The 14768-nt window shown below is 40.5% G+C and carries 19 protein-coding genes and 3 pseudogenes; 20 read left to right on the top strand and 2 right to left on the bottom strand.

The genetic code is table 11. The annotated features are described in order from the left end of the window. Positions 1-8: 8 nt before the first annotated feature. From CRI9333_RS28490 to CRI9333_RS02485, 10 genes and pseudogenes are all read left to right on the top strand, one after another. Positions 9-635: pseudogene (locus CRI9333_RS28490) on the top strand (IS4 family transposase); the annotation flags it as partial. 312 nt (positions 636-947) lie between these two features. Then, complete coding sequence (locus tag CRI9333_RS02525; RefSeq protein WP_015201618.1) at positions 948-1217, top strand: hypothetical protein; 270 nt, start codon at positions 948-950, stop codon at positions 1215-1217. Positions 1218-1298: 81 nt separating this feature from the next. Next, complete coding sequence (locus tag CRI9333_RS02520) at positions 1299-1568, top strand: hypothetical protein (RefSeq protein WP_157462242.1); 270 nt, start codon at positions 1299-1301, stop codon at positions 1566-1568. A gap of 108 nt (positions 1569-1676) precedes the next feature. After that, positions 1677-2108, top strand: a complete 432-nt coding sequence (locus CRI9333_RS02515) for a hypothetical protein (RefSeq protein WP_015201616.1) — start codon at positions 1677-1679, stop codon at positions 2106-2108. 70 nt (positions 2109-2178) lie between these two features. Then, positions 2179-2421, top strand: coding sequence for a hypothetical protein (locus CRI9333_RS02510; RefSeq protein ID WP_015201615.1), 243 nt, complete (start codon positions 2179-2181; stop codon positions 2419-2421). Continuing rightward, positions 2411-2692: a hypothetical protein gene (locus CRI9333_RS02505; RefSeq protein WP_015201614.1), complete on the top strand. Its 282-nt coding sequence runs from the start codon at positions 2411-2413 to the stop codon at positions 2690-2692. The genes CRI9333_RS02510 and CRI9333_RS02505 overlap by 11 nt, the downstream gene beginning before the upstream one ends. Further along, the gene (locus CRI9333_RS02500; protein ID WP_041225865.1) at positions 2673-3065 is read left to right on the top strand and encodes a helix-turn-helix domain-containing protein; all 393 of its coding nucleotides are present in this window, start codon (positions 2673-2675) and stop codon (positions 3063-3065) included. Before CRI9333_RS02505 ends, CRI9333_RS02500 begins: the two co-directional genes overlap by 20 nt. A 20-nt stretch (positions 3066-3085) precedes the next feature. Further along, positions 3086-3268 (top strand): hypothetical protein, encoded by a 183-nt coding sequence (locus tag CRI9333_RS02495; RefSeq protein WP_083890019.1) that lies wholly within the window; start codon positions 3086-3088, stop codon positions 3266-3268. Positions 3269-3304: 36 nt separating this feature from the next. After that, positions 3305-4410: pseudogene (locus CRI9333_RS02490) on the top strand (IS630 family transposase). Positions 4411-4454: 44 nt separating this feature from the next. Further along, on the top strand, positions 4455-4808 hold the full coding sequence (locus CRI9333_RS02485; RefSeq protein WP_083890018.1) for a transposase: 354 nt from the start codon (positions 4455-4457) through the stop codon (positions 4806-4808). A gap of 410 nt (positions 4809-5218) precedes the next feature. Here CRI9333_RS02485 and CRI9333_RS02480 read toward each other — a convergent pair whose 3' ends face one another. Together CRI9333_RS02480 and CRI9333_RS02475 are read right to left on the bottom strand one after the other, a co-directional pair. Continuing rightward, positions 5219-5602 (bottom strand): AbrB family transcriptional regulator, encoded by a 384-nt coding sequence (locus tag CRI9333_RS02480; protein WP_015201613.1) that lies wholly within the window; start codon positions 5600-5602, stop codon positions 5219-5221. 115 nt (positions 5603-5717) lie between these two features. Continuing rightward, entirely contained in the window at positions 5718-6080 is a 363-nt protein-coding gene (locus CRI9333_RS02475) for a helix-turn-helix domain-containing protein (protein ID WP_015201612.1), read from the bottom strand. 139 nt (positions 6081-6219) lie between these two features. Between CRI9333_RS02475 and CRI9333_RS02470 the strand changes: the two genes are divergently transcribed. The 10 genes and pseudogenes from CRI9333_RS02470 to CRI9333_RS28255 form a co-directional block, all read left to right on the top strand. Beyond that, complete coding sequence (locus CRI9333_RS02470) at positions 6220-6822, top strand: hypothetical protein (protein WP_015201611.1); 603 nt, start codon at positions 6220-6222, stop codon at positions 6820-6822. 97 nt (positions 6823-6919) lie between these two features. Continuing rightward, positions 6920-7159, top strand: coding sequence for a hypothetical protein (locus tag CRI9333_RS02465; RefSeq protein ID WP_015201610.1), 240 nt, complete (start codon positions 6920-6922; stop codon positions 7157-7159). Between the two features lie 61 nt (positions 7160-7220). Then, positions 7221-7508 (top strand): KilA-N domain-containing protein, encoded by a 288-nt coding sequence (locus CRI9333_RS02460; RefSeq protein ID WP_015201609.1) that lies wholly within the window; start codon positions 7221-7223, stop codon positions 7506-7508. A 225-nt stretch (positions 7509-7733) separates the two neighbouring features. After that, entirely contained in the window at positions 7734-9017 is a 1284-nt protein-coding gene (gene iscB, locus CRI9333_RS02455) for an RNA-guided endonuclease IscB (protein WP_015201608.1), read from the top strand. A gap of 153 nt (positions 9018-9170) precedes the next feature. Continuing rightward, the gene (locus tag CRI9333_RS02450) at positions 9171-9410 is read left to right on the top strand and encodes a hypothetical protein (RefSeq protein ID WP_015201607.1); all 240 of its coding nucleotides are present in this window, start codon (positions 9171-9173) and stop codon (positions 9408-9410) included. A gap of 81 nt (positions 9411-9491) precedes the next feature. Then, a complete protein-coding gene (locus CRI9333_RS02445) occupies positions 9492-10541 on the top strand; it encodes a hypothetical protein (RefSeq protein ID WP_015201606.1) in 1050 nt (349 codons plus the stop codon). A gap of 65 nt (positions 10542-10606) precedes the next feature. Next, positions 10607-10768 carry a hypothetical protein gene (locus tag CRI9333_RS26455; protein ID WP_015201605.1) on the top strand — a complete coding sequence of 54 codons (162 nt, stop codon included), beginning with the start codon at positions 10607-10609 and terminating at the stop codon, positions 10766-10768. 376 nt (positions 10769-11144) lie between these two features. Continuing rightward, positions 11145-11744, top strand: coding sequence for a recombinase family protein (locus CRI9333_RS02440; protein ID WP_051035430.1), 600 nt, complete (start codon positions 11145-11147; stop codon positions 11742-11744). A 16-nt stretch (positions 11745-11760) separates the two neighbouring features. Beyond that, entirely contained in the window at positions 11761-13407 is a 1647-nt protein-coding gene (locus tag CRI9333_RS02435; RefSeq protein WP_083890048.1) for a DDE-type integrase/transposase/recombinase, read from the top strand. After that, a pseudogene (locus CRI9333_RS28255) lies at positions 13397-13993 on the top strand (AAA family ATPase); the annotation flags it as partial. The gene CRI9333_RS02435 and the pseudogene CRI9333_RS28255, both read left to right, overlap by 11 nt. Positions 13994-14768: the final 775 nt, after the last annotated feature.

The raw sequence follows: 14768 nt of genomic DNA, 5'->3' as shown, positions 1-14768 counted from the left end.
AGCACGTCAGCTTTGTACTCCGCCAAAAGTGCAATACAACTTTCCGAGAAAGAAGACAAAAGTTTCAACCGTTAAGTAGTATTCCGATTCAACCAGGTATCAGGCTATTTTATTCTCATATTAGTTTAACTCAAAAAAAAGGTTTTAATCGCTTCAATTTAGCTGCTTATTGGAAGAGAAAGTATAAAGGTAAGCAAGAAGATGAACCTTGGTATTTATTAACAAACCTCCCTGATTTAAACAGTGCTGTTCGCATATACAAACAACGCTATGGCATAGAAGCTATGTTTAAAGATTGTAAAACTGGAGGATATAATCTCGAAGATTCTCAAGCTCCACCTGATAGATTGATTAAGCTAATTCTTTTAATCGCTTTAGCCATGACTTCGGCATGGCTTCATGGGCAAAGAACACAAGCTTTAGGACAAGGAAAATATATTTGTCGTCTAACTGAAAAAGGTAGAACTAGAAGAAGGCATAGTAACTTTTGGATAGGTTTATATGGTGAAAGTTGGCTGGTTGGTTTTCATGAGTGCCAGTTATGGGTAGAGGAAATGCTCAATCTTATTGCCAATAAAAAGTCATTTTATCAAAGGGGCTTAAGAGCCATAAACCTTATAGACCAGCCGCTCTAGCGGCTTGGTCGCCCCCTGAACAACCCACCACTAAATCTTAGATTATAGTGGGGGCTTGAAAAACAAGTCCATAGTTGACCCGCCTAAGTTTTAATTAACTACGTTATCTCGGTCAAGATACCAAAGAATACTTCACCAGTTCTTTGCAAAGATCGTCAGTCATTAAACATCCGAGTTGGGTTTAGGAAGTGTGGCTGGCATAACAAGTCGAAATAACATTGGCTTTTCGCAACAAATGAAGCTAAAATTGTCACTAATTGATAGTATTAATTAAGCATCCAATTTACAATTTTAACAAGGAAAAACTTAATTTTGAGGGGTATCACTTCAACTTTTGGAGAAGATTATCTAGAAAGGCTGAAAGTAATTGCACAAAAAGAAGACAAAGTAAATAACTGCCCTTACTGGATTCAAGATATTTTATCCTCTTGTAAGCGAGAAGATCTAATTTCCTACCACCCCGAAATACCAGATGAGTTACTTCTTGGTCAAGATGCCTTGATGCTACTTGATCAAATTGCACAAGGCGAAAAATATCGCTTCAGAGATTTAGCGTTCAAATTGTCAGACCTCAACAAATAAAAAATTCAGTTTTGTAACCAAACAGCGCGATAACTCGCGCACTGTTAATTAGGAGTTTTTCAATTAATACCAACAAGCAAATTGAAAAACTCCCATCAATTACAACCGTCATCAACTGCCATGTGTGATTCTCAACTGCCAGAAAATAACACCGGAGATGCGATCGCAGTTAATTTCATCTGCCAGGACGAACCCAACTGGGGATTTCTAGATGAAGAACTCGAAGAAGAAGAAAAGCATCACTGTCACCACAAACAATACGAATACCCAATAGGAAGAATAATGGGACGCGGAGTAGGGCTAGTTTGTTGCAGAGCTTTATCAATTAAAGAAGGTAGCACAGGCTGGTAAAAACAACATACTCATGTGCGAAGCTTATAGCGACGACAAGTCGTTCGCAATCAGGTACAGAATTAACGAACGCACCTTAACAAAAGTATCAAAAAGCTTGAGGGAAAGATGGAATATTTGATAAATTTCATACATCTTAAATCTAGTGGTAAGCTCGTCACTGTAATTAATCATCCCAAACCCCACAGCCGCGAAGCGTTAATACTGAGCTTAGAACAGTATATAAGTAGTGACGTTGACAGTCCAATTGAAATTATTTCAATTGAAGTTTTTGACATTTCAAAATTACCTCAACCCAAACGTTTCAAATTTCAAATTCTTGTTGAGGACAGCGCCCAGTTGACTTCTATTACTGTTGACAGCCCGACATTCAATATTTTTAGCAAGAGCGAAATTGGAAACGTAATTGAAACTTTTAGAAATGATTTAGGCAGAACTGCAAGAATACTGAGCATTAAAGAATTTGGCACGATACCTAAACAGAGTGCAGGATCTAAGCTCGCGGTGAAAGTGCTGGAATTTTTAACTGAGAAATTTTGAAAGCTTATTGCATTAAACCGCGATATCTCGCGGATAGTTAAAAAATCCAATTATCAGATCTAAAAAAACCATGAGCAATCAACAACTACCTGTAACTGAAAACCTCCTCGGAGACGCGCTGGCTTGTAACTACTTGCTTAGTACATTACCCAACTGTTGCGGGTTCATAAACGAGGATGGAATCACAGAAGAAGAAAAATCTAGCTACAAGCAGTTTGACAAACCAGCAGGTACAGGGGTTTATGCAATTGCAATTGGGCGAGTTTGCATACTTCCTGCATCTGACGAGGATGTAATCATTAATGACGAATAATCAACTACTTATAACTGAAAACCTCCTCGGAGATGGCATGGCTTCCAACTATGTATCTTTATGCGATAGCAACTGGGGATTTATCGACAAGAAAGATAAAGATCGTTTACCGCGTCACAATAACTTTAATCCGCCCACTGGAGAAATGCGGGCGACTGGCTGCGGAGTTGGGCCAGTTTGCCTACTACCTTATACAGCCGTTCCGGCTGTTATGAGGTACAGTAATGTAATAGCAAAAATATTATTTATTAATGAAAGCATTTTCAATTGATCTACGAGAAAAAATAGTAACAGCACATCTAATGGAAAACATATCCATTAGAAACGTAGCCGCTAGATTCTCGGTGAGTAAAAGTTTAGTCCAAAAACTGGTGAAACAGCAACGAGTTGATGGAAATTTACAACCTAAACAGCGAGGTAAACCTCAGTTTAGTTATCTCAAAAATGCTGAAGCAGATTTAAAGACAATGGTTGCAGAGAATCCTGATGCAACCTTAGTGGAATTTTGCGAATTATTTGCTGCAAAGACGGGAAATTGGGTAGGTCGAAGTGCGATGTCCTCCTCGTTACAAAAAATCGGATTAAATCGCAAAAAAAAACAATGCGGAGTAGCCAGGCAGCTACAGAAAGAGTTCAAAAATTAAGGATAGAATACTGGGAAAAAGTGAAAGATATAGATCCAGAGAACTTAGTATTCCTAGATGAAACGGGAGTGATGCTAGGTTTAGCAAGAACTCATGCCCGTTCACAACGTGGAACAAGAGTATACGATTTAAAACCGTTTTATCGAGGATCAAAAGTTACAGCTATTGGAGCAATTAAGCTGCTACGCAGCTTGATTGTATAATACAAACATCAATAAAAAAGCTATTACTAGCCAGGTATGCCAGCCAAAAACCATCTTTCTCAAGAACAGAGAGAACAGCTACTGACAATCTTAAAAGAGCATGAAAATCCCTATGTAAGAGAGAAGGTTCTGATTTTATTATTAATAAACGATGGAAAAACCTACCAAGAGATTAGTGAATTTCTAGATCTTGCATACCCAACAGTAGCATATTGGGCGGTTCATGGCGACCCAGATAATTTAGATAGCTTTTTAGATGGAAGGAGAGAAGGTAATTTTAGCAAAGTTACCCAAGAATATGAAAACTTATTATTAGAAGTTGTTGAAAAAGAGCCAGCAGAATATGGATATGAATTTGGGAGATGGACAGCAGCAAGACTAGCAACCTACCTGGAGCAAGCAACAGGAATTAAGTTAAGTGGTTCTCAAGTGAGGAGAAGATTAGAGAAAAAAAGTACGTTTACCTGTGGGCAAAATACAGCCTGGAGGACAAACAAAACCCTGAAAAACGTAAAATATTTAAAGAAAAATTAGCGGAATATTTAAAAATAACGCTCGCAACCCCAGAGCGTTTACAGGTATGGTTCTGGGACGAAAGCGGTTTTAGTTTAAGAGTGATAAGAAGAAAAACCTGGGGCAAGAAAGGTCATAGAAAGAAAGTGACGGGGCAAAGAAGAAGAGGAAGAGTAAATATTATGGGAGGATTGCGTTATCACGACAAAAAGAGGATGAATTTTGTCATAAAAAAAGGAAATGCAGATGTTTTTTATGAACAGATAAAACTCTTAAATGGTTTTTTACTAGAAGAATGGATTGAGCAAGGTAAACAAAGTGAAGATTTTGCAAAAGGTTCAGCAAAAATAGTTATTATTTTAGATAACGCCAGCTTCCACAAAAGGAAAGATATTTTAGAAAAAATCGCCTCAGAAATGCCCAACATTATTTTAGAGTTCTTACCCCCATATAGCCCAGATTATAATTTAATCGAATTAGTTTGGCATTCAGCGAAAGAATATATAGCTCATCGACTATTTGAGTCAGTAGAACAGCTAGAAGAGTTATTGAATAAGTTGTTAAATGAAGGAGGTCTTATTATTAAATGGGAACGTAAAATTAAAAATAAAGGTAATGCTGCTTATTAAATTTAGCTGCGTAGCAGCTTAGTATTAGCAAAGTCTTGGCATTAATGACAATTGATGACTCGATGGATGGCAAAGCATTTGAAGTATTTATTGAGAAGTGTTTAGTACCACAATTGTGGTCAGGAGCAGTAGTGGTTATGGATAATTTACCTGCTCATAAACGAGCTTCAATTGTCCCGATGATTGAGGCTATAGGGGCGCAAATTCTGTGCTTATCACCATATTCTCCGGATTTTAACCCGATTGAATTATGGTGGTCACAACTTAAATCTTTTTTACGTAAGTTTGCTCCAACTACAACAAAAATGGTTGATAAAGTAATTGCAGTTGCACTCGATTTAATGAATTCTAAACATTTAAGGAATTGGTTTTCTAAATGCTGTTACTGTACCTCATAACAGCCGGAACGGCTGTATGACTCACAATCCTGATGCCGATCTAGCTTGGTAGGGGTTTTGATACGAGTTGACCAAGACTTCATACAAAATTTCACAAACATTAAAAATAATGAATGACCAATTTCCTTACAGCGTAGGCGATGCTTTAGCTATTAATTAATATAATTTGCCAAGTCAAACCCAACTGGGGGTTTATAGACAAGGAAACCAACTTGATATGGGCGACGGATGAGCCGTTAGATCCACAGATGCGACGGCGTAATTAGTCAAGGGATAGGGCCAGTTTGTATACTTCCCGCATCTATCAGTAAGGATGATCGCAATTTAGATTGGTAAAAACAAGTGTGCGATCGCATCAGTCATAATTGCGATCGCACAGTTTGTAAGTTCCGTAAAAATATAAGAGCCAACTAAGCTTCTGAAATATCCTGGCCGTTTTCTAATTTGATTAAGTGAATATGCTTGTAGCCCAGCTTAATTTCAAATTCATCGCCTGGGGTTAAACCCAATTGTTGAGTATAATTCGCGCCAATAACAATTTGACTATTTTGATGAACGCTGACGCGGTAACTTGCTTCTCGACCACGACCATCTTTAGGCGACTCAATAGCAATACCTTTAGCTGCTAATAGAGCATCATAAAATTCAGCTAAATTTACCCTAATTTTGTTTTCTTTCGTTGTAGTATAATAGCCACAAGCACGGGCTGTTTCTCGACGTGGCACATTTGAAAGCTCTTTAACTTTCTGTAGTAGAGCTTTTCCGGTTAAAGGAGTTGTTGCTAGTTCAGCCATTTCTAACAATTAAATTTGAAGTGTAAATTTAATCACATCTTCGCAGGTTTCCAGTAATAATTTACCAGAAAAACTAAAAATACAGCTATTTACTCTCAATGAGAACCAAAACGAGCTATGCAACGCTTTGAGATACTTCAAAATTTTGAGAATTTTGAGAATTTTGCTTCACGCATTTATGACCGATCAACAACAACGAATGGTGTAACTCGTCAATACTAGCAGTCTCAATCCAACGCTCTATATTGCTTCTCCTTTGATTTTTGGTATTTTCACCCGATGCCAAAGCCGAAAGAAAATACTCGCGCTGCTCCACTGAGAGGCATTCCAATAGTCTGCTTAAAGTTTCGGTTTTGATTTGATGTCCATTCCTAAAGCGACTGATTGTTGATTCGAGTATTCCAGATCTTTGCGCCAAATCTTTGGCACTGATACCGAACTGGCTGACGGTCAGGTTGAACGCTAAAGAAAAATCCATAGTAATAAGCTCCAAATAATGGTAAATGTTTAGTTTTGTTAATTGGCGTAAATTATAATCAGTCTTGCGTTATGTTGTAATTTGACTCGAACAATTGAGTTAACCACTCAAAAAAACCTTAACATATACAAACAATAATATGACCACTTCAAGTGTATCTAATTCAATACTAACACTCCAAAAAATAAACGGGATTCAAGACACAACAAGACTTTTAGATTGTGTGCGATCGCTTGATCTAAGTCCTGAATTGTACAACGGCGAACCTACAGGTAGAAACGTCAAGTGGTTCGGGATTCAGGCAGAGATTCTTGATGATGGGAAATCATGGCGAACCTTTGAAGCAACTGAACCGATTGAGTTTTGGCTATTTCTGACAGAACTGAAAGATCAATTCTATCCCGAAGCCAACAGTGTCGCTGTATGCCGATATACAGGTACTGAAAGTACTGCTCTATGTATACCAGGATACAACGAGCAACCAATATTTAGAAGTCAAGTTATCCTAATTAACCTGATCGACCAGCCCCAGAAGCTACAGAGGGAAAAGGTTTCAGCCCAATTTCGTGCAGAAAATCAAAAAGTGCCACTGGATGATGGCGACGTGGTAGCGATTGATCCAGTACGTTACGGGCGACCGCCTAGCGGCGCGCAAGCTTCGCCCGTCAAAGGCAAAATTGCATCTCAGACAGCAGCGGGAGCCAACGGCTATTTGATCGAACTGAGAGTCTTAGAAATGTAAGCTTTTTACTCGCATTGATTATTAATGCGCGTGTTGAGCAACATAGCTGCAATCAATTAATAATTACAAACAAAAAATAATTAGTGGATTTAAATCTGTGGACGAACCTCAACCAAACCCAAACTGGGAATACATAAAACTTTGGAATCAGGCAGAACAAATAGGAATTGAACTGATGACCCTTAATGCTTACTTAATTAATCAGAGTTGCGCCAGCCCTACAGCGGATAAGCGGATTGAAGAACTATTGCGAACTTTGCAGAATTCTGTTGGAGAAGCATTGCAGAGCCATTCTTCCAAAATGCTCAAAGAAGGGATATATATACCACCGCAATAGATAACACAAGGATTAAAACTACAAGGACGGGTTTTTATGGAGTTACTTTTTCACAACGCGAATGATAAGTGCGATCGCACAGCGGAAATCTGACGGTTACATCAATGCTACAGCTATGTGCAAAGCTGCGGGGAAAAAATGGAACAACTACTATCAAAACGATTCGACCAAAGAATATTTAGAAGCCTTAGCAGTTGACCTTGGATTGGATGTAATCGTCAAAAATCCGGTTACGACAATTCCAGCAACGGCGCTAGTTCAAGTGTTTCAGGGCGGTAACGCGACTCAGGGGACTTGGGTGCATTATGAAATCGCCGTTGATTTAGGTAAGTCAAGAACTCGTCGTTAAGTTTGCTATTAACTATAACGGGAGCTTTTTACAAGCTCTAACTTGACCAGACTAAGGTTCTTGAAACCTACGTTATTCAACTCATGAAACCTATGAATGCGTGCCAGTTCTAGCTCTTTCGTACAATTTTAAACAGGCTTAACGAGTTAAACCAGTGAATTGTACAAATGCAAGGTTGAATAACATTGTCGAGGCTCACTTTACCCGTAATGAGAGGCAGCAGTAATGCGCGTTTTCGTACTAGATAAAAACCTACAACCTCTTGACCCCTGCCACCCAGCGCGGGCGAGAGAATTAATGAACAAAGGAAGGGCAGCATTATTTAAACGGTATCCGTTCACTATCGTCTTACAGGATAGAAGTGTTGAGGAATCAGTTACTCATCCTCACAGAATCAAAATAGATCCAGGCAGCAAAGTTACAGGCATTGCTGTTGTGACTGAAGAAACGGGACGAGTAACAAGTGCGCTCTTAATCTCACATAGAGGACAACAAATTAAAAATGCTCTTGAATCTCGTAGAGCATTAAGAAGAGGTCGCCGTAATCGTAAAACTCGTTACCGCCAACCTCGCTTTTCGCACAGAACTCGTAAACCAGGATGGTTAGCACCATCACTCTTTAGTCGCATTGCCAACATTGAAACTTGGGTAAGGCGAATTAGAAAACTTTGCCCAATTACCGCAATTTCGACTGAGCTAGTCCGGTTCGATTTTCAACAGATGGAAAACCCTGAAATTAGCGGAGTAGAGTATCAAAGAGGTGAACTTTACGGGTTTGAAGTTAAGGAATATCTTCTACAAAAATGGAAAAGAAAATGTGCTTATTGTGGCATTGAAGATGTCCCGTTTGAGATTGAACATATCATTGCCAAAAGCAAAGGTGGTTCTAACCGAGTTAGTAACCTTTGCCTTAGCTGCCATTCCTGTAATCAAGCTAAAGGCAATCAAGATATCAGAGATTTCCTAAAAGGGAAACCGGATTTGCAATTGCGAATTTTGTCCCAAGCTAAAACACCACTTAAGGATGCGGCTGCGGTCAATGCTACTCGTTGGAAATTATACAGAAAACTTCAGTTAACAGGTTTGCCTGTAGAAGTAAGTTCTGGAGGTCGGACAAAGTTCAATCGCACGAAGTGCGGCATTGAAAAAACTCACTGGACTGATGCTGCTTGTGTTGGGGCATCTACACCGGAAAAACTTCTGATTAACGGAATTAAACCTTTAACTATTAAGGCTAAAGGACACGGGATTAGGCAACGTTGCCGCCCTGATAAGTATGGGTTTCCTAAAGCTCACGCACCTTCCGCTAAGTTCTTCATGGGATTTACAACTGGCGATATGGTTAAAGCCAATATTCCAACAGGTAAGTTTGCAGGTAAATATGTTGGGCGAATTGCTATCCGATTTAGACCTAAGTTTGTCTTGCAGTTACCAACCCAGAAGTTTGATGTACATCCCAAGTACTTGAAAACTATTCACCATAGCGATGGCTATGAATATCAATCCTAAAAATGATGATTCGCTACCCTTGAAAATTTATTAGTTGACAACAATTCACCTCCCGCTAATCTTCATCCGAGTATAACGGGAGTCCCCTTGTAACATTAAAGATGGCTATCGCCGCAATTCCGCATTTTAGCTAACCGTTGGGTTGTTAGTTGGATGTCAGGTTCTTCACAACCTCACTCCCAACAACCCCAACCAGAACCCCAACCAGAACCTCTTAAGCTGCCCTGGAAACCCCTAGAATTATTCCCCGCGATGTCGGAGCAAGTATTTAAAAGCCTTGATCCAATCAGCCGACAGCACTTTGCTGAATCGAGCGCAGAACGAGCGATAAGGATTCAGAAGGAGCGCACCGAAGAAATGCTTTGGCTCAACCGCTACCAATATAAACAGTAATTTCCAGAAGTAAATAAAGAGTTGCCCCGCAACTGGTGAGACAGGAACGGGGCGGTATTAAAAACCAACTTTGTACCCATTATGACATCTGAGACAGTAGAGAGACAATCTTTTTGGGCAGTAACACTTGAAGAAGCGCGAGAACTCCATTTAGATGGAATCCTCGATGCTACCGCGTACTTATTGGCAATCGTCAAAGCTCACGGCGCTGCGGGTTGGGAATGGGCGATAGATGTCAAAGTTTTTTGCGAACAATGGGGGTTTACAGAACGAACTTTCTACCGTGCTAAGTCCATTCTGGAACGGAAAAAACTCATTTTTCTAAAGAAGCGCAGTAGAAACATTATTGGTTGGCGGAGTCAACAGTCGAGCGATTCAACGAAAGCCCAGAACCCAGACAGTAGTAAGGCTCCGCCAACAGTTGCAGCTTCAATGCCACAAGTGACACTACCACTGCCAATCATGGCAATGGCCCTGCCACAATTAACATTGCCACTGACAATTACGCCAATAAACTTGCCACTTATCACAGTACAACTGCCAATCATGGCGGAATCTCAGCCAGAAACCCTTGATGTACAAGGAATTGAAGAATCTACCAAATCTTTTTCAGCTCTTGATCAAATAAATTTTAAATCCCCCACAACTACTTCTTCAAATGAAAAAGAGAAAGTAGTAGTGGTTGGTAAGAATTCTTTTTGTGAAGAAAAAGACAAAGACTGGTTGACAGGGATAAAGGCTCGCTTAAGGGAAATTCGGATTGCTCCAGATAACGTCAAGTGGACATTCTCTCAATTCCCCAAGAACGTAATAGAGGATGCGATCGCATACACGGCAGAACAGAAGTGGGCATACAAGCCAGGAGCAGTGTATGTGAAAGCGTGTAGAGAACAGCAAAAACCGGAACAGAAATCTTTCTGTGAGGATCAATTTTCCGCGCCGCCGGAGCCGGACGAGGATACCTTAAATTGGCTCAAAGAACTCAAGGACAAGCGCACCATTAAGGACTTTTATCTTTGCCCTTGGAACAACAGCAGATATCGAGCTTTATTTGTTGATACTGGTGCTTCTATGCAGCCCTGGTGGAAAGTTGTAGAGACTTTGAAAAAAGATGAATTAACTAAAACCTAAATTTTGAAGTTGGTCAAAAATTCAATATTTCAGCATTCGCACTTTACACGCATTGGAGGTTCAAAGTGGCACGGACTCATATTGCCAAAATTCTTGATTCTACGGAATTGAAAAGATTATTTAATCGGATTGAAATCAATCAAACGGTGCGAAAAGGTTCGCAGACAGGGGTAGTTGTTGTAGACCGCAATCATAATCGCTCGGAACCACAATCAAGTTTTTTTTGAGACCACATTAAATGCAACTATCGTGATGCGTCAGACCACATTAATCAAAATTGAGACCACATTAAATGCAACCAGACCGCAATCATCCAATTGAGACCACATTAAATGCAACTGGATGATTGGAGTGCGTCAAACCATTTCTTCAACTTTTAGCTTCAGGCAAAAAGTGATTCCCCCAGAACATAGAATCGTCCCATTAATTGACTGTCACAAAAACGACCGTTTTTGAAACAGTAGATTAAACGCTTCGTCTATTGGCTTAACGATTACCAAAACTGTTGCAAAACTTATCCCAAAATCTATGCCTCAAAAAGGTAGAATGAGAATTAGTTATGCAACACTATCTTCATTCGACCTGATGGGTCGGCACGAGTATATGCTCGTTGGTTATGCACGAGTTTCAACAATAGATCAAAATCTTGACCTGCAACGAGAGGCGCTACAACAGGCAGGCTGTGAAAAAGTTTTCACGGATATAGCTAGTGGGATTCAGGATTCCCGTTCGGGACTGACAGAAGCACTCAACTACCTACGGGCTGGAGATACCCTTGTTGTCTGGAAACTTGACCGTCTCGGTCGCTCCCTTAAGCATTTAATCGAAACAGTCAATACATTAGGCACCAAGTCGATTAGCTTTTGTAGTCTTCAAGAAACCCTGGACACGACCACCAGTGGCGGCAAGCTCATCTTCCACCTATTTGCGGCACTAGCTGAATTTGAGACAGAAGTAATCCGCGAACGCACTCGTGCTGGTTTAAAAGCAGCTAAAGCTAGAGGTCATCAAGGTGGACGACCTCGCAAACTAGATGCCTCCTCCCTCAACATGGCGAAACTTCTCATCAGCGAAGGGAATACCTCAGTCACGGAAATCTGTCGGACTCTGCAAGTTTCTCGCTCAACTTTATACCGTTATTTAGGTAAAAATAATTACTTTGCACCCAAAACCGATTCCTCAAAAATAGAGGCGCGTACTTGAGGTGGCACGCAAACAAATCCCAGCCGAAGCGTTAATCAACCTACGTCAGCGACTTGATATGTTACCCAGTCGTTGTCCGGAACGTAGCTCGCTCGTTGGAGACACAGCCACATTGTACGGTGTATCAAGTGCCACACTTTACCGTCTTCTGCGTCAGCATTCACGACCCAAGGCAATCAACCGTTCAGATAGTGGGTCTCCCAGAAAGCTCTCTCCAGTAGAGATGGAACTCTACTGTGAAATTATTGCGGCGATGAAAATTCGGACTTGTAACAAGAAAGGACGACATATCTCCACTGCACGGGCAATTGAACTGCTGTCTGAGTATGGAATGAATACGCCCAATGGTTTCATCCAACCTGCCCAGGGTTTGCTGAATAAAACAACAGTTAACCGTTACCTGAAAAAATGGGGCTATGACCATCTGAAAATGACTCGGCAGCCGCCAGTGGTGAGGTTTCAAGCTGACTATAGCAATCAATGTTGGCATTTTGACCTCAGCCCGTCAGATTTGAAACATATCAAGCACCCTTCGTGGGTGGAACCAGGCAGAGGAAACCCTTTGCTCATGCTCTATAGCATTGTTGATGACCGCAGTGGTGTGTGTTATCAGGAATATCACTGTGTTTATGGGGAAGATGTTGAAGCGGCATTACGCTTTTTGTTCAATGCCATGACTGCAAAAGGAATGGATGGATTTCCTTTCCAAGGAATTCCCGAAATGATCTATGCAGATAATGGTCCCATTGCTAAAAGCCGGATTTTTCAAAATGTCATGGAATGTCTGGGAATCAAATTAGCTACGCATCTGCCTGCTCATAAAGATGGTCGTCGGGTTACTGCTCGTTCCAAAGGCAAAGTAGAAAGACCTTTCCGCACGGTCAAGGAAGCACATGAAACTTTATACCATTTTCATGAGCCAGAAACCGAGGTTGAGGCTAACCAGTGGTTGCGTCAGTATTTGCTGCATTACAACGACAAACCGCATCGTACCGAAGAACACTCACGAATGGAAGATTGGCGAGTATTTCTTCCTAAAAGTGGCTTACGACAAATGTGTAGCTGGGAGCGATTCTGTACTTTTGCCCGCGAACCGCAGCGGCGAAAGGTAGATTCCTCTGCCAGAGTTTCTGTTGAAGCTATAGCGTATCAAGTAGATCCGGATTTGGCAGGGGAAACTGTGATGCTGTGGTGGGGTCTATTTGATAATGAACTGTATGTGGAAAAAGATCACTTGCGATACGGCCCATTCTATCCTGTTGATGGCCCTATACCTTTACATAAGTATCGCAAATTCAAGAAAACTAAAACTGAAGAACGTGCTGATAGGATTGCCATTTTAGCGTCTGAATTGGGATTACCACGCACGGCATTAGATCACACCACAGATTGGCAATTCTTAGCAGATAAATACCAAGTAGTAGAGCCAATTATTACCTCTTTTAGTGATCCAGATCCATTTCAAGAATTTACCTACCCCGATCGCTTGTTTGCCAAACGAGCCATTGCCGATTATTTAGGGCAAGCTTTGGCGAAATTATCGGATGACCAACGGAATTTCATTGACACTTTATTAACCGAAACTTTAAATAAAAAAACTGTTTTAGAACGGGTAAAGCAGTATTTTGAACTGCCAAAAAAAGGAGGAAAAAATGCTCAGTGAGGTGATGGAACATTTTGGGTTAAATCGTGAATTTCGGAAATCGGGTTACTACGAAACCGAACATCAAAAACAAATGTTTAAAGATATTAAAGCCACCATCTATTCAGGGCATCTGGTAGCCTTGGCGGGGATTATTGGGTGTGGAAAAACAACCACTTTACGGCGATTATTTGATGTTTTAGAGAAAGAAGGCAAGATTCTGGTCTCGAAGTCACTATCTGTAGATAAAGGTCGCGCCACATTACAAACTCTAATTGCTGCTTTATTTTACGATTTGTCAACAGACAAAGAAATAAAAATCCCATTAATGGGGGAAAAGCGGGAACGGGAACTGCGGGACTTAATTAAGAAGGGAAAAAAGCCAGTGGCGCTGTTTGTTGATGAGGCACATGATCTTCACCACAATACTCTCACAGGACTCAAACGTTTAATTGAAGTAGTTGAAGATGGTGGGGGAATACTTTCAGTAGTGTTAGCTGGTCATCCTAAACTGAAGAATGATCTACGTCGTTCAACGATGGAAGAAATAGGCTATCGAGTCACAGTTTTTAGTTTGGAGGGGCTTGTTGGTTCACAACGAGAATATGACGTAGAACAATTATCTTTATTTGATTTATTAGCTGATGAAGCATCACCTGTTGCTGAAGTCCATACAAGTTGGGATAGGGCAGTAGAACGAGAAAAAAATAGTCGTACACGCTTTGCTCAACGTTCCATTAAACCGGAAGAAGTGCAACAAGAACTCATTGAATCTGACCAAATATTAGGTACTGAACAAGATGTAGAGGAATTCGTCCGCGCTGCTTGTGAAAGATTAAATAGTTCATTAATTAAACAAAAACAAGGCTGGCTATTAACAAATCCACCTCAATGTTTACAGTCAGTTATTGGCTCTCAATCACGTCTGCTAACTTTTACAACTCCGGCAGCAGAAAAAGTGGAATATGTGGGGCGAAATCATCCTATAGTAGAAAAATTAGCCCGTTATTTATTAGAATCAGCGTTAGAAAATATCACTGACCCTATTGCAGCTAGATCTGGTCTTACTGTCACTGATGCTGTCGAAAAACGAACTACATTATTACTACTACGGTTACGCCACTTATTAGAAAGTTCTAAACATCAAGATTTATTAGCAGAAGAGTGTTTAGTTGTCGGATTTACTAATCCTCCCTCTAATCCAATTTGGTTAGCACCAAATGAAGCAATCTCACTTTTAAGAACATCTCAACCTGTAGGCGATCGCCCTCTGGCTATCAAACAAATAGAAGTGTCAGAATTACTAGGTAGAATCGGTGAACTGCAACCTGATTTAGAGTTATTTGCTAAAGAGCGATCGCTTGCTCTTTCTCAATCCCATC

It is taken from the genome of Crinalium epipsammum PCC 9333, from assembly GCF_000317495.1.
Taxonomy (GTDB): Bacteria; Cyanobacteriota; Cyanobacteriia; order Cyanobacteriales; family PCC-9333; genus Crinalium; species Crinalium epipsammum.
Note: the sequence above shows the minus strand (reverse complement) of the source record. Positions and strands in the feature narration are given on the sequence as shown.